Annotated in this window: 20 protein-coding genes and 1 tRNA gene; 12 read left to right on the plus strand and 9 right to left on the minus strand. The window is 73.0% G+C overall.

Annotated elements, in window-relative coordinates:
• Positions 1-29: 29 nt before the first annotated feature.
• The 5 genes from ACFOSY_RS12075 to ACFOSY_RS12095 are packed head-to-tail and all read left to right on the plus strand — an operon-like array spanning position 30 to position 5009.
• Positions 30-1049 (plus strand): sugar ABC transporter substrate-binding protein, encoded by a 1020-nt coding sequence (locus tag ACFOSY_RS12075; RefSeq protein WP_394306763.1) that lies wholly within the window; start codon positions 30-32, stop codon positions 1047-1049.
• Entirely contained in the window at positions 1049-2128 is a 1080-nt protein-coding gene (locus ACFOSY_RS12080; RefSeq protein WP_394306764.1) for an ABC transporter permease, read from the plus strand. Before ACFOSY_RS12075 ends, ACFOSY_RS12080 begins: the two co-directional genes overlap by 1 nt.
• Before the next feature lie 5 nt (positions 2129-2133).
• Entirely contained in the window at positions 2134-3045 is a 912-nt protein-coding gene (locus ACFOSY_RS12085) for an ATP-binding cassette domain-containing protein (protein ID WP_394306765.1), read from the plus strand.
• A 1-nt stretch (position 3046) separates the two neighbouring features.
• Complete coding sequence (locus ACFOSY_RS12090) at positions 3047-3949, plus strand: sugar phosphate isomerase/epimerase family protein (RefSeq protein ID WP_394306766.1); 903 nt, start codon at positions 3047-3049, stop codon at positions 3947-3949.
• A gap of 31 nt (positions 3950-3980) precedes the next feature.
• Positions 3981-5009: a Gfo/Idh/MocA family protein gene (locus ACFOSY_RS12095; protein ID WP_394306767.1), complete on the plus strand. Its 1029-nt coding sequence runs from the start codon at positions 3981-3983 to the stop codon at positions 5007-5009.
• Positions 5010-5328: 319 nt separating this feature from the next.
• Here ACFOSY_RS12095 and ACFOSY_RS12100 read toward each other — a convergent pair whose 3' ends face one another.
• From ACFOSY_RS12100 to ACFOSY_RS12110, 3 genes are all read right to left on the minus strand, one after another.
• Entirely contained in the window at positions 5329-6333 is a 1005-nt protein-coding gene (locus ACFOSY_RS12100) for a Gfo/Idh/MocA family protein (RefSeq protein ID WP_394306768.1), read from the minus strand.
• Positions 6334-6397: 64 nt separating this feature from the next.
• Positions 6398-7174 carry an SDR family oxidoreductase gene (locus tag ACFOSY_RS12105; protein ID WP_006130320.1) on the minus strand — a complete coding sequence of 259 codons (777 nt, stop codon included), beginning with the start codon at positions 7172-7174 and terminating at the stop codon, positions 6398-6400.
• Positions 7175-7207: 33 nt separating this feature from the next.
• A complete protein-coding gene (locus tag ACFOSY_RS12110) occupies positions 7208-8383 on the minus strand; it encodes a phytanoyl-CoA dioxygenase family protein (RefSeq protein WP_394306769.1) in 1176 nt (391 codons plus the stop codon).
• Between the two features lie 109 nt (positions 8384-8492).
• On the opposite strand from ACFOSY_RS12110, the gene ACFOSY_RS12115 reads away from it, so the two are divergent.
• Both ACFOSY_RS12115 and ACFOSY_RS12120 read left to right on the plus strand, forming a co-directional pair.
• On the plus strand, positions 8493-9527 hold the full coding sequence (locus ACFOSY_RS12115) for a LacI family DNA-binding transcriptional regulator (RefSeq protein WP_006130318.1): 1035 nt from the start codon (positions 8493-8495) through the stop codon (positions 9525-9527).
• 93 nt (positions 9528-9620) lie between these two features.
• Entirely contained in the window at positions 9621-10199 is a 579-nt protein-coding gene (locus ACFOSY_RS12120; RefSeq protein WP_394307351.1) for a TMEM175 family protein, read from the plus strand.
• A 22-nt stretch (positions 10200-10221) separates the two neighbouring features.
• On the opposite strand, the gene ACFOSY_RS12125 is transcribed toward ACFOSY_RS12120, so the two are convergent.
• A complete protein-coding gene (locus tag ACFOSY_RS12125) occupies positions 10222-11385 on the minus strand; it encodes a Gfo/Idh/MocA family protein (protein ID WP_394306770.1) in 1164 nt (387 codons plus the stop codon).
• A gap of 181 nt (positions 11386-11566) precedes the next feature.
• Between ACFOSY_RS12125 and ACFOSY_RS12130 the strand changes: the two genes are divergently transcribed.
• Both ACFOSY_RS12130 and ACFOSY_RS12135 read left to right on the plus strand, forming a co-directional pair.
• Positions 11567-11640, plus strand: a tRNA-Pro gene (locus ACFOSY_RS12130).
• 121 nt (positions 11641-11761) lie between these two features.
• Positions 11762-12430, plus strand: coding sequence for an MSMEG_1061 family FMN-dependent PPOX-type flavoprotein (locus tag ACFOSY_RS12135; protein WP_394306771.1), 669 nt, complete (start codon positions 11762-11764; stop codon positions 12428-12430).
• On the opposite strand, the gene ACFOSY_RS12140 is transcribed toward ACFOSY_RS12135, so the two are convergent.
• From ACFOSY_RS12140 to ACFOSY_RS12150, 3 genes are all read right to left on the minus strand, one after another.
• Positions 12421-12837, minus strand: coding sequence for a DUF6069 family protein (locus ACFOSY_RS12140; RefSeq protein WP_394306772.1), 417 nt, complete (start codon positions 12835-12837; stop codon positions 12421-12423). The two genes, ACFOSY_RS12135 and ACFOSY_RS12140, sit on opposite strands and share 10 nt — an antisense overlap.
• Positions 12834-13373 (minus strand): TetR/AcrR family transcriptional regulator, encoded by a 540-nt coding sequence (locus ACFOSY_RS12145; RefSeq protein WP_394307352.1) that lies wholly within the window; start codon positions 13371-13373, stop codon positions 12834-12836. The genes ACFOSY_RS12140 and ACFOSY_RS12145 overlap by 4 nt, the downstream gene beginning before the upstream one ends.
• Before the next feature lie 173 nt (positions 13374-13546).
• On the minus strand, positions 13547-16153 hold the full coding sequence (locus ACFOSY_RS12150) for a CHAT domain-containing protein (protein ID WP_394306773.1): 2607 nt from the start codon (positions 16151-16153) through the stop codon (positions 13547-13549).
• A gap of 127 nt (positions 16154-16280) precedes the next feature.
• On the opposite strand from ACFOSY_RS12150, the gene ACFOSY_RS12155 reads away from it, so the two are divergent.
• Genes ACFOSY_RS12155 through ACFOSY_RS12165 form a run of 3 tightly spaced genes read left to right on the plus strand, consistent with a single transcriptional unit; the run spans position 16281 to position 18882 of the window.
• On the plus strand, positions 16281-17720 hold the full coding sequence (locus ACFOSY_RS12155; RefSeq protein WP_394306774.1) for a S8/S53 family peptidase: 1440 nt from the start codon (positions 16281-16283) through the stop codon (positions 17718-17720).
• Positions 17721-17776: 56 nt separating this feature from the next.
• Positions 17777-18352 carry an RNA polymerase sigma factor gene (locus ACFOSY_RS12160; protein ID WP_394306775.1) on the plus strand — a complete coding sequence of 192 codons (576 nt, stop codon included), beginning with the start codon at positions 17777-17779 and terminating at the stop codon, positions 18350-18352.
• Positions 18349-18882 carry a hypothetical protein gene (locus ACFOSY_RS12165; RefSeq protein WP_394306776.1) on the plus strand — a complete coding sequence of 178 codons (534 nt, stop codon included), beginning with the start codon at positions 18349-18351 and terminating at the stop codon, positions 18880-18882. Before ACFOSY_RS12160 ends, ACFOSY_RS12165 begins: the two co-directional genes overlap by 4 nt.
• Before the next feature lie 67 nt (positions 18883-18949).
• Here the strand turns inward: ACFOSY_RS12165 and ACFOSY_RS12170 are convergent, their stop codons facing one another.
• Both ACFOSY_RS12170 and ACFOSY_RS12175 read right to left on the minus strand, forming a co-directional pair.
• On the minus strand, positions 18950-19741 hold the full coding sequence (locus ACFOSY_RS12170; RefSeq protein ID WP_394306777.1) for an N-formylglutamate amidohydrolase: 792 nt from the start codon (positions 19739-19741) through the stop codon (positions 18950-18952).
• 152 nt (positions 19742-19893) lie between these two features.
• Entirely contained in the window at positions 19894-22113 is a 2220-nt protein-coding gene (locus ACFOSY_RS12175; protein ID WP_394306778.1) for an NADP-dependent isocitrate dehydrogenase, read from the minus strand.
• Positions 22114-22145 lie beyond the last annotated feature (32 nt).

The following is a 22145-nucleotide window of genomic DNA, read 5'->3' on the forward strand; positions in this document are numbered from 1 at the left end:
CCCGTGAAGCACAGTGAGGTGCAGGACTGATGGACCGCTCTTCCCACCCCCGCCACCGCAGAGTCGCCCCCTTCGTCGCGGTCGCGGCGGCAGCCGCCCTGGCCCTCGCCGGCTGCTCCAGCGACTCCGGCGGCAAGAAGTCCGAGGAAGGCGGAGCGGACGCCTCGGCCGGCAAGGCCTCGACTCCGCAGATGACGATCGCCCTGGTCACCCACCAGGCGCCGGGCGACACCTTCTGGGACATCGTGCGCAAGGGCGCCGAGACCGCCGCCGCCAAGGACAACGTCAAGCTGATCTACTCGGCCGACCCGAACGCCGGCAACCAGGCCAACCTGGTGCAGAACGCCATCGACCAGAAGGTCGACGGCATCGCGGTCACCCTTGCCAAGCCGGACGCGCTCAAGGAGGTCATAGCCAAGGCGGACGCGGCCGGCATCCCCGTCGTCGGCCTCAACTCCGGTCTGAGCGACTGGAAGGACCTCGGCCTGCTCGAGTTCTTCGGACAGGACGAGTCGGTGGCGGGCGAGGCGTTCGGCAAGAAGCTGAACGAGGTCGGCGCGAAGAACGCGGTCTGCGTCGTCCACGAGCAGGGCAACGTCGGCCTGACCCAGCGGTGCGACGGGGTGAAGAAGACCTTCGAGGGCGAGACCCAGATCCTCAACGTCAACGGCACCGACATGCCGTCGGTGAAGTCGACGATCACCGCCAAGCTGAAGCAGGACTCCTCCATCGACTACGTCGTCACCCTCGGCGCGCCCTTCGCGCCGACCGCGGTGCAGTCCGTCGAGGAGGCCGGCAGCAAGGCCAAGGTCGCCACGTTCGACCTGAACAAGGAGCTGACCGGCGCCGTCAAGGCCGGCGACATCCAGTTCGCCGTGGACCAGCAGCCCTACCTCCAGGGCTACCTCGCCATCGACGGCCTGTGGCTCTACAAGAACAACGGCAACTACAGCGGCGGCGGCGAGCAGCCCGTCCTGACCGGTCCGGCCTTCGTCGACAAGTCCAACGTCGACGCCGTCTCCGAGTTCGCCGCGAAGGGCACCCGGTGATGAGCATGGCTCAACAGGCTGAGCCGGCGGCGACCACGCCGCCGGCCCCCGGCCCCGAGAAGCAGAAGGACGGGCGCACCGCGCGGCGCCCGCTGGCGCTGCGGCTGCTCGCTCGGCCCGAGGTCGGCGTCTTCCTCGGCGCCGTCGCCGTCCTGGTGTTCTTCCTGTTCACCGCCCCGCCGGTGCGCGACGGCAGCTCGATGGCGAACATCCTGTACCAGTCGTCCACCATCGGGATCATGGCGCTGCCCGTGGCGCTGCTGATGATCGGCGGCGAGTTCGACCTCTCGGCGGGCGTCGCCGTCGTCACCTCGGCGCTCACCGCGAGCATGCTGAGCTACCAGCTCACCCTGAACGTGTGGATGGGCGTGATCGTCGCCCTCGTGGTGTCCCTCGCCGTCGGCTTCTTCAACGGCTGGATGCTGGTCAAGACCGGCCTGCCGAGCTTCCTGGTCACCCTGGGCACCTTCCTGATCCTCCAGGGCGTCAACCTCGCCGTGACCAAACTCGTCACCGGCAACGTCGCCACCGACAGCATCGCCGACATGGACGGCTTCGACCAGGCCAAGGCGGTCTTCGCCTCCAGCTTCGAGATCGGCGACGTCCAGGTGAAGATCACCGTGGTCTGGTGGCTCGTCTTCGCCGCGCTCGCCACCTGGGTCCTGCTGCGCACCAAGTACGGCAACTGGATCTTCGCCGTCGGCGGCAACAAGGACAGCGCCCGCGCGGTCGGCGTCCCCGTCACCTTCACCAAGATCAGCCTGTTCATGCTGGTCGGCTTCGGCGCCTGGTTCGTCGGCATGCACAACCTGTTCTCCTTCAACACCGTGCAGTCCGGCGAGGGCGTGGGCCAGGAGCTCATCTACATCGCCGCGGCGGTCATCGGCGGCTGTCTGCTCACCGGCGGCTACGGCTCGGCGATCGGACCGGTCTTCGGGGCCTTCATGTTCGGCATGGTGCAGCAGGGCATCGTCTACGCCGGCTGGAACCCCGACTGGTTCAAGGCCTTCCTCGGCGTGATGCTGCTCGGCGCCGTCCTCATCAATCTGTGGGTCCAGCGCACGGCGACCCGGAGGTGACCGCAATGACCGACAAGACGACCGGCACCGACGGTGCCGTCCGCACGGACACTCCGGCCGGCGGCGACCGCCCCCTGGTCGAGCTCCGCGCCGCCGGCAAGTCCTACGGCAACATCCGCGCCCTGCACGGCGTGGACCTCACCGTCCACGCCAACAAGGTGACCTGCGTCCTCGGCGACAACGGCGCCGGCAAGTCCACCCTCATCAAGATCGTCTCGGGGCTGCACCAGCACACCGAGGGCGAGTTCCTCGTCGACGGGGAACCGGTGCGGTTCTCCACCCCGCGCGAGGCGCTCGACAAGGGCATCGCCACCGTCTACCAGGACCTCGCCGTCGTCCCGCTGATGCCGGTGTGGCGGAACTTCTTCCTCGGCTCCGAGATGACCAAGGGCCCCTGGCCCGTCCGCCGCCTCGACATCGACCGCATGAAGCGGACGGCCGACGAGGAACTGCGCAACATGGGCATCGTCCTGGACGACCTGGAGCAGCCCATCGGCACGCTCTCCGGCGGCCAGCGCCAGTGCGTCGCGATCGCCCGCGCCGTCTACTTCGGCGCGCGCGTCCTCATCCTCGACGAGCCCACCGCCGCCCTCGGCGTCAAGCAGTCCGGGGTCGTCCTGAAGTACATCGCCATGGCCCGCGACCGCGGCCTCGGCGTCATCTTCATCACCCACAACCCGCACCACGCCTACATGGTCGGCGACCACTTCAACGTGCTGCGCCTGGGCACCCTGGAGCTCAGCGCCGACCGCAGCGAGGTGAGCCTCGAAGAGCTGACCAACCACATGGCGGGCGGCGCCGAACTGGCCGCGCTCAAGCACGAGCTGGCCCAGGTCCGCGGCGTCGACACGGAAGAGCTCCCCGAAGCCGGCGACCTCCGGGCGCCCACGACCGCAACCCCGGAAGGGAAGTCCTGACATGGCCGTCGCCCTCGACCGCATCCGGGTCGGTTCCGCCCCCGACTCCTGGGGCGTCTGGTTCCCCGACGACCCCCAGCAGGTGCCCTGGCAGCGCTTCCTCGACGAGGTCGCCGAGGCCGGCTACTCCTGGATCGAACTCGGCCCCTACGGCTACCTGCCCACCGACCCGGCCCGCCTCACCGACGAGGTGCAGAGCCGCGGCCTGAAGGTCTCCGCCGGCACCATCTTCTGCGGGCTGCACCGCGGCCCGTCCGAGTGGGACGCCACCTGGGAGCAGGTCAGCCGCGTCGCCGCGCTCACCCAGGCCATGGACGCCAAGCACCTGGTGGTCATCCCGTCGTTCTGGCGGGACGACAAGAGCGCCGAGATCCTGGAGCCGCCGGAGCTCACCACCGAGCAGTGGGGCCACCTCACCCGGGGCATGGAGCGCCTCGGCCGCGAGGTGAAGGAGACGTACGGGCTCGACATCGTCGTCCACCCGCACGCCGACACCCACATCGACACCGAGGAGCACGTCGAGCGCTTCCTCGACTCCACCGACTCGCGCCTGGTCAGCCTCTGCCTCGACACCGGTCACTATGCCTACTGCGGCGGCGACAGCGTCAAGCTGATCGAGACCTACGGCGAGCGCATCGGCTACCTGCACCTCAAGCAGGTCGACCCGGAGATCCTCGCCGACGTCGTCAAGAACCAGGTCCCCTTCGGGCCCGCCGTCCAGCGCGGGGTCATGTGCGAACCGCCGGCCGGCGTCCCCGAGCTGGGCCCCGTCCTCACGGCCGCGCAGAAGCTGGGCGTGGACCTGTTCGCGATCGTCGAGCAGGACATGTACCCGTGCGAGCCGGACAAGCCGCTGCCCATCGCGGTGCGCACCCGCAAGTTCCTCCGCTCCTGCGGCGCCTGACCACCACCCACCGGACCGGGAGGCGACACACATGAACCGGCGCGAGCCCCTCGGCATCGCCGTCATCGGCGCCGGCCGCATGGGCGCCGACCACGTGCGGCGGATCGACCGGGTGATCAGCGGGGCGCGGGTCGCCGCGGTCGTCGACCTCGACGGCGAACGGGCCAAGGCGGTCGCGGCCGGGGTCGACGGCTGCACCGCCCACACCGACGCGGCCGAGGTGATGGCGTCGGCGGACGTCGACGCCGTGCTCGTCGCCTCCTCCGGGCCCGCCCACGAGGCGGCGCTGCTCACCGCGTTCGCGCACGACCTGCCCGTCCTGTGCGAGAAGCCGCTCACTCCCGACGCGGCGTCCGCGCTGCGCGTCATGGAGGCCGAACAGGCCCTCGGCCACCGCCGGGTGCAGGTCGGCTTCATGCGCCGCTACGACACCGAGTACGTCCGCCTCAAGGCCCTGCTCGCCACCGGGCAGCTGGGCCGGCCGCTGATGCTGCACAACCGCCACCGCAACGTGGCCAGCCCGCCCTTCTTCACCAGCTCCATGCTGATCAGCGACTCCGTCGCCCACGAGGTCGACGCGACCCGCTGGCTGCTGGGCCACGAGATCACCGCCGTGACGGTGCTGCGGCCGGTCCCGTCCTCCGGCGCCCCCGAGGGACTGCGCGACCCGCAGTTCGTCGTCCTGGAGACCGACGGCGGGGCGCTCTCCGACGTCGAGATCTTCGTCAACTGCGGTTTCGGGTACCAGGTGCAGGCCGAGGCGGTCTGCGAACGCGGCACCGCCCGCATCGGCGACGGCCACCAGCTGGTCACCAACATGGCCGGACGCTGGGGCGGCACCATCGCCCAGGACTGGACCGAACGCTTCGCCCAGGCCTACGACGCCGAGGTCCAGGCGTGGGTCGACGCCACCCGCCGCGGCGAGGTCACCGGCCCCAGCACGTGGGACGGCTACGCCGCGGCGGCGGTGTGCGAGGCGGGGGTGCGGGCGCTGGAGGAAGGCGGCCGGGCCACGGTCGAACTGGCGGAGAAGCCTGCGCTGTACAGGGCGGAGGCGTAACGCCCCGGGCGCGGCGCCTTGCCCCCGGCGGCTACTGAGATGCCGGGGGCTGTCGCATGCCGGGTGCGGCCGCGTCGTGGCTGATCGCGCAGTTCCCCGCGCCCCTTGAGGCGCCTGCCGCCTGCGGGCAGTCGTGCCTCCCCCAGTGCCTTAAGGGCCTGGGAGGTACCCCCAGGGCGATGGGGGTACCTCCCGCTCGAGCGAAGCCGAGAGTGGGGGAGGGTGGGCGCAGGCGGCGCCTCGTTGGCGCCGCCGTGCGCCGACACCCCCCGGCCCGCACCGACACCGGTGCCGTGTCCAGCGCTCGGAGCGGACGCGTCTACGCCCGCCGTACCTCCTCCAGGGTCACGGGACGGTGCTCGTGCAGCGACAGTGTGCACGCCTCGGCGATCCAGCCGGCCTCCAGAGCGTCCTCGATCGTGCACGGCGACGGGCGGGAGCCCGCCACCACCTCGGTGAACGCGAGCAGTTCGGCGCGGTAGGCGTCGGTGAAGCGGTCCATGAAGAAGTCGTGCGGCACCCCCGCCGGGAAGGTGACGCCCGGCTCGACCGACCGCAGGGGCAGCTTGTCCTCCAGGCCCACCGCGATCGAGTCGGTGAAGCCGTGGATCTCCATGCGGACGTCGTGACCCCGGCCGTTGTGCCGGCTGTTGGAGACCACCGCGAGGGTGCCGTCGTCGAGGGTGAGGACCGCGCCCGTGGTGTCGGCGTCGCCCGCCTCCTTGATGTACTCCGCGCCCCGGTTGCCGCCGGCCGCGTACACCTCGGTCACCTCGCGGCCGGTCACCCAGCGGATGATGTCGAAGTCGTGCACCGAGCAGTCCCGGAAGATCCCCCCGGACGCGGCGACGTACGCGGCGGGCGGCGGCGCCGGGTCCAGCGTCGTGGAGCGCACGGTGTGGAGCGTGCCCAGCTCGCCGGACCGGACGGCGGCGCGCGCGGCGACGAAACCGGCGTCGAAGCGGCGGTTGAAGCCGATCTGCACCGGCACGTCACGGCCCGCGACGGCCTTCAGCACCTCGACGCCCTCCGCGATGGTGCGGGCCACGGGCTTCTCGCAGAACACGGGCACGCCCGCCTCCACGCACGCGAGGATCAGCTCCGGGTGGGCGTCGGTGGCCGCGGCGACGACCACGCCGTCCACCCCGGCCGCGAGCACCGCCTCGGGGGAGTCCGCGACCTGCGCGCCGAAGCGCTCCGCGGCGGCCTTCGCGGCGTCCGCGAACGGGTCGGAGACGACGAGGGACTCGACGGCGTCGAGCCCGGACAGGGTCTCGGCGTGGAAGGCGCCGATGCGGCCGAGGCCGAGGATTCCGATGCGCATGGGGCGGTGCTCCTTGGAGTGCGGGTGGTGCATGTGGTGCGGACGGGGGCGGGGGCGGAGAAGGTCAGTCGAGGCCGCCGAGGACGTTCTGGTCCCAGTCGACGACGGACCCGGTGACCACCCCGGACCGGTCGGACAGCAGCAGGACCACGAAGTCGGCGATTTCGTCCGGTTGGCCGAGCTTGCCCATCGGCAGCCGCGCGGCGGCCTGCTCGCGCCAGTCGTCGCCGGCGCCGTGGAAGGCGCGCTGCGTGGCGTCCTCGCCCTCGGTCGCGGTCCAGCCGATGTTCAGGCCGTTGATCCGGATCCGGTCCCACCGGTGGGCGTGCGCCGCGTTGCGGGTCAGGCCCATCAGCCCCGCCTTGGCGGCGACGTACGGGGCGAGGAACGGCTGCCCGCCGTGCGCCGACGACGTGATGACGTTGACGATCGTGCCGGGCTCGGCGCGCCGCACCATGTCCGCCACCGCGGCCTGCATGGCGAAGAACGGCGCCTTCAGATTGATCGCGATGTGCTGGTCGAACAGCTCGGGTGTGGTGTCGAGGAGCGTGCCGCGCGAGGTGAGCCCGGCGGAGTTCACCAGGCAGTCGATCCTGCCGTACGCCCGCACGACCTGGGCGACGGTGTCCTTGGCCTGGCCGGCGTCGGCCAGGTCGGCGCGTACGAACATGGCCTTGGCGCCCTGCCCGGCCAGCTCGGCGACCAGCGCCTCACCCGGCTCCGCGCGCCGTCCGCTGACCGCCACGACCGCGCCCTCGCGCACCGCGGCCCGTGCGACGGCGGCGCCCACGCCCTGGCTGCCGCCGTTGACGAGGACGACCTTGTCGTCGAGAAGTCCCATGACGTCCTTCCGGATCCGTGTCGGTCCAGCGGTTCAGCTCGCGCGCCGGGCGGCGGCGGCCCGCAACGCGTCCCGCAGGACGCGAGGCGGCCGGCCCTCGGCGAGCGCGCGGCGCACCATGTCCGCCTGGGAGGGCGGGGCGAGGCCGTCGACCGGCGGGTCGTTGTCCAGGTTGGTGGGGAACGGGTAGCCCTCGGCGCTCGCCGCGATCACGTTCTCCAGCCACCGCTCCGGGACGCCCTCGGCCTTGCGGGCCAGCAGCACCGGGTAGACGGCGCCCACGACGGCCTCGCGGTCCACGGTCTCCATGGCCCGCCCGAACGCGGACGACACCTGGAGCAGGTTGGCCGCGCGCCGGATGTCCGCCGAGTGGTTGGCACCGGCGGCGTGGAACAGCGCCGGGTTGAAGAACACCGCGTCGCCCTTGCGCAGCGGCAGCTGGACGTAGTGGTCCTCGAAGTACGCCCGGAACTCGGGCAGCCGCCAGGCGAGGTAGCCTGCCTCGTACTTCTGCGAGTGCGGCAGGTACATCGTCGGCCCGGACTCCACGGGCATGTCGCAGTGCGCGACGGCGCCCTGGAGGGTGAGCACGGGGGAGAGGCGGTGCACGTGCGCCGGGTGGGCGGCCGCCGTCTCGTTCGACAGGAAGCCCAGGTGGTAGTCGCGGTGCACGGTCTGCGCCGCGCCGCCCGGGTTGACCACGTTGACCTGGGAGGTCACCTGGTAGCCGGGGCCCAGCCAGGCCGTGGACACCAGGGCGACGATGTCGTTGGCGTAGTAGTCGGCGAACACCGCCGGGTCGTGCAGCGCGGCCTTCTCCAGGGCGTTCCACACCCGGTCGTTGGCGCCCGGCTTGGCGAAGTGGTCGCCGGCGGCGGCGCCCGAGGCGCGCTGCTGGGCGATCAGGGCGTCGAACACGGCGGTGGTCCGGTCCACCACCGAGGGGTCGGGGAAGGCGCCGCGGATCACCACGATGCCGGGGCCGTCGGCGAGGGCGCGGACCAGTTCGGCCTGCGCGGTGCGGCGGTCCGCGAGCGCGAGCCGCTCGGCGTCGTAGAGCAGCACGTTCCGCTCGACGGCGGAGGCCAGCGGGTATGCGGAGGGGTCGGTCGACTGCTCGACCAGGGCGCGGAAGGCGTCCAGGTCGCAGTCCCGCTCCGACAGCCAGACGGCCGGCGCGGGGGTCTGCACGGAAGACGATGCGGACATGAAGTCGTCCCTTCGGGTCACGGAGCGACGCGGGTGATGTCATTCTTGTCAGAACAAACCCCTCGCACCACCATCAGGAACCCATCAAAAACCCCTCAGGAGCAGTCGCATGGGGCACCCCTTCCCGATCCGCGAAATCGCACGTCAGGCCGGATTGAGCGAGGCCACCGTGGACCGGGTGCTCAACGGCCGCGGCGGGGTGCGGGAGAGCACCGCGCGCGAGGTGCACCGGGCCATCGCCGACCTGGACCGCCAGCGCACCCAGGTCCGCCTGGTCGGCCGCACGTTCATGGTGGACATCGTCATGCAGTCCCCGGAGCGCTTCTCCACGGCCGTCCGCGCCGCCCTGGAGGCCGAACTGCCCTCCCTGCACCCGGCGGTGGTGCGCTCCCGCTACCACTTCCGGGAGACCGGCCCGGCGGAGGAGCTGGTCGCGGTCCTCGACCGGATCGCCCGCCGCGGCTCGCAGGGCGTGCTCCTCAAGGCGCCCGACGTCCCCGAGGTCACCGCCGCGGTCGGCCGGCTCGCCGCGGCCGGCGTCCCCGTCGTGACCCTGGTGACGGACCTGCCGGTCAGCGCCCGCGTCGGCCATGTCGGCAGCGACAACCGCGCGGCGGGCGCCACCGCCGCCTATCTGATGGGCCAGTGGCTCGGCGACCGGCCCGGCAACGTGCTCACCAGTCTCTCCAGCGGCTTCTTCCGCAACGAGGAGGAGCGCGAGATGGGCTTCCGCAGCACCATGCGCGCCCGCCACCCCGAGCGCACCCTCGTCGAGATCGCCGAGGGCCAGGGCCTGGACGCCACCCAGTACGACCTGGTCCGCGCCGCCCTGGAACGCGACCCGGAGATCCGCGCGGTCTACTCGATCGGCGGCGGCAACATCGCCACCCTGCGCGCCTTCGAGGACGCCGGACGCGAGTGCGCGGTGTTCATCGCCCACGACCTCGACCACGACAACACCCGGCTGCTGCGCGAACTGAGACTGTCCGCCGTGCTCCACCACGACCTGCGCCACGACCTGCGCGAGGCCTGCCACCTGGTGATGCGCGCGCACGGCGCGCTGCCGCCCGCCGGACCGACCCTGCCGTCCGCGATCCAGGTGGTCACCCCGTACAACATGCCCGCCCCCGTCGTGGCCGGGTGACCCGCCTGGCGTGTGGCGCCCCGCGCCCGGCCGGCCGCGCCTACCGTCGGGCGCATGAGGAAACCCACCACGGAAGGCGGGGCCGAACGGCTGGTGGCGCTGTCCGACGGCGTCTTCGCCATCGCCGTCACCCTGCTGGTCCTGGACATCGACGTACCGCCGGGGCTGAACTCCGCCGGGTTCCACGAGGCGCTCGGCGACGTCCTGTCCAACCTGGGCGCCTACGCGCTCAGCTTCGCCGTGCTGGCCGGATTCTGGCGCGACCACCGGGCGATCTTCCACCGGGTGCGTCTGGTGGACGCCGACGTGATCTGGCTGACCGTCCTCGGCCTGGGCCTCGCCGCCCTGCTGCCGTTCCCCACCGCCCTGGTCTCCGAGTACGGCGACCAGCGCGTCTCCGTCGTCATCTACTCGGCGGCGGTGGCCTCCCTCGGCGCCGTCCACCTCGCCCTCGCCGCCGTCGTCGCCCGCCGCCCCTGGCTCCACGGCGACGCCGAACCGCTGCGGAACGAGGGCCTCTACGCCGTCGACGCGGGCGCCACGGTGGTGGTGTTCGTGGTGACCATTCCGCTGGCCCTGCTGGTGGGGCCGCCCGCCATGTGGTGGTGGCTGGTCCTGGTCCCGGTCAAGGTGTGGCTCGGGCGCAAGGAGGACGCGGAGGCGGCGAGATGAGCGCGGCACGAGGCCGGGGGCGTCACGCGGGCGCGTCCACCGTCACCCACGCCCGCTCCTCGGCCGACCGCGCCATCGCGTCGAGCACCGTCGCGCTGCGCACCGCGTCCGCGAGGGTGGCGCCGTACGGGACGCCCTCGGCGACCGACCGCAGGAAGCGGTACGCCTCGATCACCTTCAGGTCGTCGTAGCCCATGGCGTTGGCCGCGCCCGGCTGGAACGCGCCGAACTCGCCGTCGCCCGGCCCGACGTACACCGTGCTCACCGGCTGGTCCTGATAGCCGGTGCCGCGGCTGACGCCCAGTTCGTTCATCCGGCGGAAGTCCCAGAACACCGCCCCCTCGGTGCCGTGCACCTCGAAGCCGTAGTTGTTCTGCTCGCCCACGGAGACCCGGCAGGCCTCCAGCACGCCCCGCGCGCCGGACGCGAACCGCAGCAGGCAGTTCACGTAGTCCTCGTTCTCCACCGCGCCCATCTCGCCGCCGGTCGCGCGGGAGTGGCCGGCGGTGGCGCCGGTCGGGCGGGCCCGCTCGGGCAGGAAGACGGCCGTGTCGGCGCTCAGCGAGGTGATGTCGCCGAGCAGGAAGCGGGCCAGGTCGGCGCCGTGCGAGGCCAGGTCGCCCAGCACCCCGCTGCCGCCCCGCTCCCGCTCGTAACGCCAGGTCAGCGCGCCCTCGGGGTGCGCCGCGTAGTCGCTGAACAGTCTCACGCGGGCGTGGGTGACCCGGCCGATGCCGCCGGAGGCGATCAGGTCGCGGGCGGCCTCCACGGCGGGCGCGTTGCGGTAGTTGAAGCCGACCGCGCCCTGGACGCCGGCCTTGGCGACCGCGTCCGCGACCGCCCGCGCGTCCTCGGCGGTCAGCCCGACCGGCTTCTCGATCCAGATGTGCTTGCCGGCCTCGGCCATGGCCACACCGATCTCACGGTGCAGGAAGTTCGGCGCGGTGATGCTGACCGCGCGCACACGGGGGTCGGCGGCCACGTCACGCCAGTCGCGGGTGGTCGAGGCGAACCCGTACTGCGCGGCGGCCTCCTCCGCCCGCCCCGGCACCTCCTCGGCGACCACGACCGGCTCCGGACGCAGCGGCAGCCCGGGGAAGTGGTGCGCCACCCGCGCGTACGCCTGGGTGTGCACCCGCCCCATCCAGCCGAATCCGACGACGGCGACGCCCAACGCATCCACCATGACTGCCTCTCTTGGGCCGGGTCCTGATCTGCCCGCCCACCTTCGGGCCGGGCCCGGTGTCCTGTCAACCATTTGACAGGACAATCAGGTGATCATCCCGCTCGCATACCCGGCTCACCCTCCGCTCCGCATACGGTAGGGTTGACCTGCGAGATCACGCGGTTCGCCGCGAGAGCCGCATCGGGACGTGGCGCAGCTTGGTAGCGCACTTGACTGGGGGTCAAGGGGTCGCAGGTTCAAATCCTGTCGTCCCGACGATGCGAGGACAGGGGGCCCGCCGGCAGCCGGCGGGCCCCCTGACGCATGCCGTGCGGGCGCAGGGCACCACCCAGCGGCCCCCTGTGCGGGACCGGATGCGTCTTCTAGGGTCATGCGTATGACGACCGACACGGGGACCACCGCCGGCCTGCTCTTCGAGGCCCTGCGGGCGGACGCCCTCACCAGCACGGAACAGCTGCGCGAGCTGTACCCGGAGCCGAACGCGAACGCCCTCCGCAAGGAGACCGACCATCTCACCGAGGAGACCCGGGCGCTGGTCGGCTGCGCCTCCCTGGTGTTCATCGGCAGCACGGACGCCGGGGGCCGGGCGGACGTCACCCCACGCGGCGGACCGCCCGGGTTCGTCGCGGTGCTGGACGACCGGACGCTGGCGATCCCCGACGCGACGGGCAACAAGCGGCTCGACACCCTGCACAACGTGGTGGAGACCGGCCGGGTCGGCCTGCTCTTCGCCGTCCCCGGCCGTACGACCACGCTCCGCGTCAACGGCCGCGCGTTCGTCTCGGCCCGCCCGGAACTGCTCGACCGGCTCACCGCCGTGGGCAAGCCGCCGGTCTCGGCGATCGTGGTGCGGGTCGAACAGGCCTACCCGCACTGCCCCAAGTCGCTGATGCGCGGCAACGCCTGGCAGCCGGACCGCTGGCTGCCCGCCGACGCCCAGCCGAGCAGCGCCCAGGTGACGTTGGCCCAGCTGAACCTGCCGGGCCTGACGCTCGAACAGATCGAGGAGACGGAGCGCGAGTCGCTGCGCCTGCGCTACGAGTGAGGGCCCTCCCGCGCCGGACGCCCGGCGCGGGACCCGCCGGCCAGCCCCGCGATCAGCACGGCCCCCACGGTCAGATGCATGAGCGCGAGCGTGACCCGGGTGCCGCCGTCCATGCCGTCGCCGGCCAACGGCAGGAGGGACACGGCCAGTACGGCGACGGCCACGCCGGTCCACACGGCACGGGCACGCCGCACTCCGAACCGCTCCAGTGCGGCGAGTAACGCCCAGGCGGCCAGGGCCGCGAGCAGAGAGGCGACCGTGACGGCCGCGGCCCCCACGGTCATCGTGTCGCCGCCGTCGGTCATGCGGAGTCGGTGGCCCAGCACGGGATCCGCGACCGCCCATATGACCAGCGCGACCGCCACGGCCGCCGCCGCGGTCCCCGACCGCCTCGCCCGGGCGCTCACGACGCGCTCCCGGTGAGCGCCCCGCCGAGGAAGACCTCCACCAACTCGCGTGGAGTGAGGTCGGGTTCGCCGTCCGTGCGCGGCTGGGTGAAGAGCAGCCCGACGAACAGCGCCGCGATCTGCTCCGGCGGCCGGCGCAGGGAGTCCTTCTCGGGCTCCAGCAGGTCCGCGAGGGCCGCGCGGACACGGGAGGTCGACTCCTCGCGGCCCGCGCCGCGCACCGTGCCGGGGTGCTTGCCGCCGTGATGCCCCAGGGAGCCCATGATCGCGCCGAGCCGGTCCATGTGCGCCTGGAGCGCCTCGGCCGCCTCCGCGAGCCGGTCGGGCAGCGGCTGGGACACGTCGATCGCGTCGAGCTCACGCACGGCGTGGTCGGGGGACAGGGCCTCGGTGACGCACGCCTGCAACAGCTCCTCCTTGTCGGCGAAGACGCGGAAGATCGTGCCCTCGCCGATGCCCGCGGCGCGGGCGATCTTCGCGGTCGTCACGGCGGAGCCGTACTCGGTGAGCAGGGGAATCGCGGCCTGGACGATCATCGCCCGCCGCTGTTCCGGCGACATGCCGGGAGCGCGGCGACGCGCGGGTGCGCTGGGTTCCTTCTTGACTGCTGTCATGGGCACAGCGTACGGAGTGAGTACTCACTCCGTCAATGAGTGAGTACTCACTCCGCGCGCGTCGGGCGTGGCCGGCCCGCTGCGCACGCCGCCCGTCATGCCGCCCCGAACGCCGTGAACGCCCAGCCCGTCGCCCGGTGCAGGGCGTCCGGGGGGAGGGCCGCACGGGCGTCGCGCAGCGCCTCCGGAAGCGGCAGGCCCGCGGCCAGGCCCTCGTGCAGGGCGAGCATCAGCGGGACCACCGCCGCGTCGTTGACCGGGGCGCTGCACGCCACCACGCCCGCCGTGCCCAGCGGCAGCAACGCCGTGACCAGACCGAGCAGTTCGTCCGCGCCGACCGTGGCGAAGCGGGCCGTGTCGCAGCAGGACAGGATGATGCGGTACGGGCTGCGGCCGAGCCGTTCGAAGTCGTGCACGATCAGCGGGCCGTCGGCCATCCGCAGCGAGGAGAACATCGGGCCGTCCGTGCGGAACGTGCCGTGCGCCGCGATGTGCGCGAGACCCGCCCCGTCCAGTTCCGCGAGCACCCGCGGCACCGACGCCTCCCCGTGCTCCAGCACCGTCGCCCCGCTGTAGCGGGCGGCCAGCCGGGTCACCTCCGCGCCGCCCGTCGCCAGACCCGGACCGCGCACCAGCATCTTGCGCCCGCCGCGCGGCGGCCGCGTCTCCCGGGCGCGCAGCCAACTGCTCGCCGACGGCGACACGCTGACGACCCGTTCCCGCAGCGACGGCAGCAGCGCCCACGGCACCCGGTGCAGCCGCCCCGGCGGCACGATCACCACCGGCCCCTCGCCGAGGTACGCCGCGGCCGGCCCCAGCAGCAGCTCCTCCAGACGGCGGCCCGCCGCCTCCACCACCGGCAGCCGTGCCTGCGCCCCCGGATGGGCCAGCCGCCGCAGCCCCGCCTGCACATGCTCGGCCTCCGTCTCGGCCGCCGCCAGCAGCCCCGCCTCGAACCGGCGCACCCGGCCCTGCCCGCACAGCAGCACCTGCACCCGCCCGTCGACCACCGCCAGCTCCACCAGCCGCACGCCGTCGCCCAGCCGGTCCAGGAGGCGGCCCGCGTCGAAGCGGGCGTCGTCGCCGTGCGCCTCGCCCCGCATGTGCAGGGTGCGGGAGCGGATCGCCCGCTCCAGGCGGCGCTGCTCCCGCTCCAGGGCCGGCACCGGCCTGCCCTCCATCCGGGCCTCCTCGGCGCGGGCCGCGATCTCCCGGTAGGCGGTCATGTGGCTCAGCAGCTCCGGGTCGGCGGGCGGCCGGGTCGGCGGCGCGGACAGCGCCGTCGCCCGCCAGCGCTCGCTCCACACCAGCAGCCGCCGTGGCCCGCCCGACCGCAGCGCCGCCTGCTGCGCCAGCGCCGCCAGTTCCGCGCCCTGCGCCGTGGCCCGCGCCCGCAGCTCCGACGCGCCCAGCGTCATCCGGTGGTCGTCCAGCACGTCCAGCCCGCGCCGGCACGCCTCCAGCACGCCCCGCGTGGAGCCGGCCGCCCGCGCGCGCAGCGCCTGCGCCGCCCAGCCCGTCATCCGCGCGAGCGGCGGTCCGTTGTGCCGGCTGCGCGCGGCCACCGCCAGATACGGCTCGGCGTCCGCCGGCCGGTCCAGGTCCAGCGCGATCCGCCCGGCCAGCAGGAACGCCTCCGGGGCGGCCGGCGCGCCCAGCCCGGCCAGCGTCCGCGCCACCGCCGCCGCGTCCGCGACCAGCTTCCCGGAACTCTTACCCGCCGCGTGCCGGGCGCCGATCAGCACCAGCCGGGCCTGCGCCTCCCACCAGGCGCGCCGCTGCCCCGCGAACAGCCGCACGGCCAGTCCCGCCCGCGCGATGGCCGTCGCCGGGTCGTCGGCCTGCCGGGCGGCCCGCGCCGCCGCCAGCAGCAGCTCCGCCTTGCGCGTCGACTGCCCGCCGATGGAGTCCAGTTCGGCGATCGCCGTGTCCGCCTCGGCCAGCGCCTCCGCCGCCAGACCGGCCGCCATCAGCACCTCGCAGCGCCGGATGCTCAGCATGAACGTCGGCGTGCCCAGCTTCGCGTACCGCTCCTCCGCCTCGTCCAGCAGCCGCAGCGCCGCCGGCACGTCACCGGAGCGGAACGCTGCCAGCCCGCGGCTCTCCACCGCGTCCGCCTTGTCGTGCTCCTGGTCCGTGACCGCCCACAGGTCCTCCGCCGACGCGAAGTCCGCCTCCGCCCGCTCCACCGCGCCCAGCGCCAGATGCACCGTCGCCCGCAGGGTCAGCGCGCGCGCCGTCCAGATCACGTCCCCCGCGTGCCGCAGCACCGGGACGGCCCGCCGTACGTCCTCCAGGGCCTCCTTGTGATGGCCCAGCACCCACCACGCGTACGCCCGCCGGAACAGCACCCGGGCCCGGGTGTGGCCGGTGCCGCGCCGCACGCCCCGGCCCAGGGCGTCCATCCCCTGCCGCGTGCGCCCCGAGTGCACCAACGCGACCCCGAGCGTGGCGAGGACGTCCGCCTCCCGGTCCGCCGAACCCGCCCGCGCCGCCCAGTCCCGCGCCCGCCGCAGATGACGCAGGGCGAGCCGGGTGTCCCCGAAGTCCCGCTGCCAGATGCCGATCACCTGATGGGCGACGGAGGCGTGCAGGGGGGTGGGGCGGCGGCGCAGCACGGCCTCGGCCTGCGTCAGCGCCTCGTTCGGGGCGGCGAACACCAGCGGAAGGAGGTCCTGCACCGCGTCGCTTCCCGCTGTCACCTCCACGATGGTAGTGGTCTTCAACCACACCTCACAGATGCGGCGTTGTATCAGGGGGTCGCCTCAAGGCTCTTCTTCACGAAAGCTCCCCGGCCCCGGCCCCGTCGCCCCAAGTGGAGGACACGCCATGCCACCTCAGCGCTTCCGTGAGCAGTACCGGCAGATCCAGCGCTCCATGCCCGAGGTCCCGCTGGCCGTGGGACCCGACGACGCGGGCGAGTTCCTCTACGAGAAGGGCGTCGTCCTCGCCCGCGAGGGGGAGGAGGCGCAGGTCGTCGAGGACACCGTGCGCGGGCACTTCCGGACCTTCGCGGCCGGCGTCCCGGACCGCGTCCGCCGCCTCGGCCCCGCCGGCAACCGCTCCGGCGTCGTCCGCATCCAGGTGTCCGACCCCGGCGAGGGCGACGCAGCCGGCGACCCGGCCGTCACGGGCGCGCTGCGCGCGCTCGCCGCGGTGGAGGGCCGCGCAGGCCGCCGCATGGTCAGCCGGAACCACGTGGTGCACATCGCCGTCAACGCCTGCCCGGGCGACGAGCCGGTGCCCGTGGCGCGCGACACCCGGCCCAACCCGGCCGTCGCCGGGACCGACGGCGAGCCCGGCGGGGACGCCGCCCGGGTCCTGGTCGTCGACACCGGCCTGACGCACGACTACCGCGACTACCCGCCGCTCGCCCGCACCCGGGGGGACGCCCAGGTCACCGAGTGCGACGACGACGGCATCCTCCAGCAGTACTGCGGACACGGCACGTTCATCGCCGGGCTGGTCGCCGCCGTCGCCCCGCACACCGACATCACCGTCAGCAACGCCCTCAACGACGCGGGGGCGGTGCTGGAGCACGAGTTCGGCGAGAAGCTCTTCGACGCCGTCGACGCGGGCGGCTGGCCCGACGTCCTCAGCCTCTCCGCCGGCACGACGAACGGCCGCACCGACGGCCTCCTCGGCGTCGACGCCTTCATGCGCGAACTTCGAGGACAGCGCACGCTGTTGGTCGCCGCCGCGGGCAACAACGCCAGCGCCACGCCCTTCTGGCCCGCCGCCTACGCCGACCTGCCCGGCTACGAGGACGCCGTGCTGTCGGTCGGCGCGCTGCGCGCGGACGGCGCGTCCGGCGCCTGCTTCACCAACCACGGCGGCTGGGTGAAGGCGTACGCCCCCGGCGAGCGGCTGACCAGCGCCCTCACCGGCTTCCGTACGCCCGTCCCCTACGTGTACCAGCACTCCACGTACGACACCTGCCGCTACGGCTTCAGCTACGCCTGCACCTGCCATCACCCGCGCCACACCGGTGTGTTGAGCGAGGACGGCGGGTCCGCCAAGCCGGACCAGGTGATGTTCGAAGGGCTCGCCCAGTGGAGCGGCACCTCGTTCGCCACCCCCGTCGCGGTCGGCATGATCGCCGCGCACATGACGGCGCGCGGTGTGCGCGACCCGCGCGCAGCCCGGCGGGAACTTCTCGACGCCGTCGACGAGTTCGCGGACGTGCGCGGGGCGCACAGGCCCGCGCTGCTGCCGCCCACCTGGCGCCCCGTGCGCGTCCCCCCGGCGCCCACCGCACGTCCACGATGAACGGAACCGTCCCCTCCGCGGCGTACCATGACGTGCCGTACACGAGGGGTGGCACCGTGGAGCGTTCGGAAGTCGGCGCGTTGGTCCGGTCCGCTGTCGACGGTGACGCGGCGGCCTGGAAGGCGATCGTGGAGGGCCTGGGCCCGCTGGTCTGGTCCGTGGTGCGGGCCCACCGGCTGTCCGACGCCGACGCCCACGAGGTGTACCAGACCGTCTGGTTCCGCTTCACCCAGCACCTGGACCGCCTCCGCGAGCCGGAGAAGGCGGGCTCCTGGCTGGCCAGCACCGCACGCCACGAGTGCCTGAAGGTGCATCGCCAGGCGCGGCGACTGGTCCTCACCGACGACCCGCAGGTGCTCGACACCGTCAGCGAGGACGGGGAGCCCGAACAGACGCTGCTGGAGACGGAGGAGGCCGCCGCGCACGGGGAGCGGGTACGGCGGCTGTGGCAGGCGTTCGAGGAACTGGGCGAGCGGTGCAGGCAGTTACTGCGCGTGCTGATCTCCACGCCTCCGCCCAGTTATCAGGAGGTGTCCGCCGCGCTCGACATCGCGGTGGGCAGTATCGGGCCCATGCGCCAGCGCTGCCTGCGCCGGCTGCGGGCCCGGCTGGAGGCACGGGGGACGGCATGAACGACGGCATCAGCGACGGCAGGGGCTTCGGCGACGGCACGGGCTTCGGCGACGGCACGGGTCTCGGCGACGGCACGGGTCTCGGCGACGGCCCCGGCGTCGAGGAGGAGCTGCTGGAGGAGGAGCTGCGGCAGGCCGCGTCCCTCCTGGACCCGGTGCCCCCGGCACTGCTCCAGGCCGCGGTCGACGCGTTCGCGCTCCGCGACCTGGAGGCGCGGGTCGCCGAGCTGACCTTCGACTCCCTCCTCGACGCGCTCCCCGTGCGGGGCGCGGCGGCGGCCCCGCGCATGCTGACGTTCAGCGCGGGCGAGGTGACGCTGGACGTCGAGCTGACCGAGGAGGGCCTGATCGGCCAGGTCCTCCCCCCGGTCCCCGCCCGCATCGACATCCTCACGGCCTCCCGCCCGGCCACCCCGCTCACCACCGACGACATGGGCCGCTTCACAGCCCCCACACCCCCACCCGGCCCCTTCGCCCTCCGCCTGCACACACCGGAGGGGACGGTCGTGACGGAGTGGCTCCGCGCCTGAGGGACGCGGCCGTCCGACACCGGTCGATGAGGGCGGCGGCGTTCCCCTCAGGGAGACCCTGCGCCGCTCACACCGCGTCGATGAGTGACGCCAGTGCCGAGGCCAGGCGGGTCACTCCCTCATGGGCCGGGCCGCCCGGTTCCGTCATGTAGGTGTCGCGGCGGATCTCCACCATCAGGGCCGTCACCTCCGGCCGCTTGCCGTAGTACTCCAGCGGCACGTACGTGCCGGCGAACGGGCTGTCCAGGCCCGTCTCCCCGCACGCGGCGAACGCCTCACGGGCCGCCGTGAGCAGAGCCGGCGGGGTGTGGAACGCGTCGGTGCCGAGGCACACCGGCGGGCGCGGGCCGGCGCCGTGGAGTTCGTAGGGCAGCGCGGCCGTCGGGTAGGAGTGCACGTCGACGATCACGCACCGCCCCGTCGCCGCCAGCCGGTCCGTCACCGCCTCCGTCATCGCCTGCGCGTACGGGTGGAAGTACCGCTCGATCAGCGGGCCCGCGTCGAAGCCGTCGGGGCGCAGCACGCCCTTGTGCGTCGTCCGCGTGTAGACCGCGCCCATACCGACGGCCAGCATCTCCTCCCGCTCGTCCGGGAACCGCTCCGGGTCCACGACCAGCCGCGACAGCCTGTTCACGAACCGCCACGGTGTGACCCCCGCCGCCCGCGCCGCCTGCTCGGCGACCGCCGCGGTGTGCGCGTCGGTGATGTGGTCCAGCTCCCGCTCCAGCGCGGCGTCGTCCAGGACGATCCCGGACCGTACGTCTCCCGGTATCTCCCGCGCCGAGTGCGGCACATGGAGGATCACGGGGGAGGCGGGGTCGCCGGGGAGGAGGTCGAACGAGGGCGGCACGACGGTCATGCGCTGCTCCAAAGGTGCTGTCGGTCGGGTACGACGATCAAGGTGCCATACACCACTGACAACGGCCCCGCAGCCCCCGAGCCGAGCCCTGGACACGACTCCGCCCCGGCCGGGCGCGTGGCCGGCCGGGGCGGAGTCCAGGAGGCGTCGGGTCAGCTCAGGGACGCCAGCAGCTCGTTCCACGTGGTGGACGGGCGCATGACCGCGGAGGCCTTCGCCGGGTCGGGCTGGTAGTAGCCGTCGATGTCGGCCGGCTTGCCCTGGACGGAGATCAGCTCCTCGACGATCTTCGCCTCGTTGGCCGCGAGGGTCTCCGCGAGCGGCGCGAACGCCTTCGCCAGGTCCGCGTCCTCGGTCTGCGCGGCCAGCTCCTGCGCCCAGTACAGGGACAGGTAGAAGTGGCTGCCGCGGTTGTCGATGCCGCCGACGCGACGGGTCGGGGACTTGTCCTCGTTGAGGAAGGTCGCCGTGGCGCGGTCGAGGGTGTCGGCGAGCACCTTGGCGCGGCCGTTGCCGGTGGTGGTCGCGTAGTGCTCCAGCGACGGCACCAGCGCGAAGAACTCACCGAGGGAGTCCCAGCGCAGGTAGTTCTCCTTGACCAGCTGCTGCACGTGCTTCGGGGCCGAGCCGCCCGCGCCCGTCTCGAAGAGGCCGCCGCCCGCCATCAGCGGGACCACCGACAGCATCTTGGCGCTGGTGCCCAGCTCCAGGATCGGGAACAGGTCGGTCAGGTAGTCGCGCAGCACGTTGCCGGTGACCGAGATGGTGTTCTCACCGCGGCGGATCCGCTCCACCGACAGCTTGGTCGCCTCGACCGGGTTGAGGATCCGGATGTCCAGGCCCTCGGTGTCGTGCTCCGGCAGGTAGGCCTTCACCTTGGCGATCAGGTTGGCGTCGTGCGCGCGGGCCTCGTCCAGCCAGAAGACGGCCGGGTCGCCGGTGGCGCGGGCGCGGGTGACGGCCAGCTTCACCCAGTCGCGGATGGGCGCGTCCTTGGTCTGGCAGGCGCGGAAGATGTCACCGGCGGAGACGGTCTGCTCCAGGACGGCGTTGCCGGCCTGGTCGACCAGGCGGACCGTGCCGGTGACGGGGATCTCGAACGTCTTGTCGTGGCTGCCGTACTCCTCGGCCTTCTGCGCCATCAGACCCACGTTCGGGACCGAGCCCATGGTGGACGGGTCGTAGGCGCCGTGGGCGCGGCAGTCGTCGATCACGGCCTGGTAGACGCCGGCGTAGGAGGAGTCCGGGAGCACCGCGAGGGTGTCCGCCTCCTGGCCGTCGGGGCCCCACATGTGGCCGGAGGTGCGGATCATGGCGGGCATGGAGGCGTCCACGATGACGTCCGAGGGGACGTGCAGGTTGGTGATGCCCTTGTCGGAGTCGACCATCGCCAGCTCCGGGCCCTCGGCGAGCTCGGCGTCGAAGGACGCCTTGATCTCGGCGCCCTCGGGCAGGTTCTCCAGGCCCTTGTAGATGCCGCCCAGACCGTCGTTCGGGGTGAGGCCGGCGGCGGCCAGCTTCTCGCCGTACTGCGCGAACGTCTTCGGGAAGAAGGCGCGCACCACGTGACCGAAGATGATCGGGTCGGAGACCTTCATCATCGTGGCCTTCAGGTGCACGGAGAACAGCACGCCCTCCTGCTTGGCGCGCGCGACCTGCGCGGTGAGGAACTCGCGCAGCGCGGCGACGCGCATCACGGAGGCGTCGACGACCTCGCCCTTGAGGACCGGCACCGACTCGCGCAGCACGGTGGTGGAGCCGTCGTCGCCCTTGAGCTCGATGCGCAGCGCGCCGTCCTCGGCGATCACGACCGACTTCTCGGTGGAGCAGAAGTCGTCCTGGCCCATCGTGGCCACGTTCGTCCTGGACTCGGAGGTCCAGGCGCCCATGCGGTGCGGGTGGGCCTTGGCGTAGTTCTTCACCGAGGCGGGGGCGCGGCGGTCGGAGTTGCCCTCGCGCAGGACCGGGTTCACGGCCGAGCCCTTGATCTTGTCGTAGCGGGCCTGGATCTCCCGCTCCTCGTCGGTCTTGGGGTCGTCCGGGTAGTCCGGCAGCGCGTAGCCCTTGCCCTGAAGCTCGGCGATGGCGGCCTTGAGCTGCGGGATGGACGCCGAGATGTTCGGCAGCTTGATGATGTTGGCCGCGGGCGTCTTCGCCAGCTCACCGAGCTCGGCGAGGGCGTCCGGGATGCGCTGGTCCTCGGTGAGGTACTCCGGGAACACGGCGATGATGCGCCCGGCCAGCGAGATGTCCCGCGTTTCCACGGCGACACCCGCCTGCGAAGCGTACGCCTGGACCACCGGCAGGAAGGAATACGTCGCCAGGGCCGGGGCCTCGTCAGTGTGCGTATAGATGATGGTCGAGTCAGTCACCGGGTGCTCCGCTCCACGTCTGCAACATTGCT

It is taken from the genome of Streptomyces lusitanus (genome assembly GCF_042647945.1).
GTDB lineage: Bacteria > Actinomycetota > Actinomycetes > Streptomycetales > Streptomycetaceae > Streptomyces > Streptomyces pseudogriseolus.